The sequence below is a fragment of the Frankia sp. AiPs1 genome (assembly GCF_023716945.1).
Classification (GTDB): Bacteria; Actinomycetota; Actinomycetes; order Frankiales; family Frankiaceae; genus Frankia.
On the sequence record NZ_JAMQQF010000883.1, the window covers coordinates 1 to 1,634 of the forward strand.

Here is a 1,634-nt window from a genome sequence, read left to right on the forward strand (position 1 = left end):
GCCGCATCCGGCCCGCCGGCCGGCCCGGTGGCCGCACGCACGAGGGTGGTGAGATGGCCGAGCTCGGCGGCGAAGCCGTCCCCGTGCGACCGGGACAGACCGCCGATCTCGACGACCGAACCGCCGCCGGGTGCCGGGCTCGCCCGGACCCACAGGCGGCGGCGGTGCACCCGCAGGCTGGCGATCAGCCCGACGATGATGAGCACCGCGAAGATCAGCGCCTCCCGCTTGAACGGGTCGGACTTCACCTGGAAGGTGGCGAACTCCGCGACGCTGTCCGCCTCCAGGCTCAGCCCGCCGGGCAGCCCGGTCAGGGTCCGCTGGCGCGGGTTGTTCAGGGCGAGCACCTGCGCGGTGCGGGCCGTTCCGGCCGGTCCGTTCAGGGTGAGCTGGCGCATGTCCCGGGTGTCGACCGTGTACACGTTCTGCGGCACGCCCTCGTCGAGGTGCAGGTTGCCGACGAAACCGGTGATCGTCAGGCCGGGTGCGCCGGCCGCCGGGAAGGTCGAGACGTAGCCCTGGGTCGGGTCGAGGTGGGTCGTCGGGGTGAACACGCCGCTGAAGGCGAGCTGCTGGGGTTCCCTGCGGGTGCCGAGCGGCGCCAGGCCCGTGTCGGGAATCTTGACCGTGCAGGTCGAGGTGAACATCCCGTCGCGCGGGGTGCAGGGCACGTTGCCCTGCCAGACGGTCCGGCGCTGGGCGTCGCGCAGGACGAAATGCGGGGCGTACCCGTGCCCGATGAGGTAGATCTTGGCGTTGCCGAGGATCAGCGGATGGTTCACCCGGATCGTCGCCTGCCTGGTCGGTGCGTCCAGGTCGGACGAGTAGGAGACGTCGGCACGGAAGTCCGACGGCTCGCCGTTGGGCTCGTAGGCGGCGGCGAAGCGGTTCAGCGTCAGCGAGAACGGGCGCAGCTTCGCGGTGTCGACGAGCTTGCCACCGCTGAACTGGTCGTAAGAAATGATCGTGTTGGCGAAGCCATCCCCGGTGACCACGAGCGTGGTCCCCTGGTAGCCGAACCAGGAGCCGAAGCCGACCGCGGCAAGCAGCCCGACCAGAGCGACATGGAAGACGAGGTTGCCCGTCTCGCGCAGGTAGCCCTTCTCGGCCGCGACGGAGTGGTCCGCCGAGCCGTCCGGTCGACGCGTCCCGGCGGGGGCGACGCTGGCCCGGAACCGGCGCTGGCGCAGCGCCGCGCGAGCGGCGGCCGTCGCATCGGCCGGGGCCAGCGGGCTGCTCCACGCACTGCCGCCCGGCAGCCGGCCGGGCCGCGCCGGCGCCTTCGGTGGGGCGGTGAACAGTGCTCTGGCGTGCCAGCGGATGCGCGACGACAGGCAGCCGATCAACGAAATGAACAGCAGCAGGTAGATCGCCGCGAACCAGGGGGCGGCGAAGACGTCGAAGCCGGAGAGCTTGTCGAGCAGCGGCCCGAGGGTCTGGTGCTTCGACAGGTACTGATCGACCCGCATCGGGTTGATGTTGCGCTGGGGCAGCAACGACCCGGGCACGGCGGCCAGGGCAAGCAGGAACAGCAGCACCAACGCGGTGCGCATGCTGGTGAGCTGCCGCCAGGAGCGGACGGCGAACGCCAGCGCCGGGTGCCGCCCGGCCCCGGCCCCCGTCCCGGCGGGCGG

General features: G+C 72.0%; 1 protein-coding gene. It reads right to left on the bottom strand.

The window, feature by feature from the left end:
- Positions 1-1,634 (bottom strand): cytochrome c biogenesis protein ResB (locus ND748_RS31570; RefSeq protein WP_374216085.1); only part of this gene is annotated, 1,634 nt, incomplete at both ends.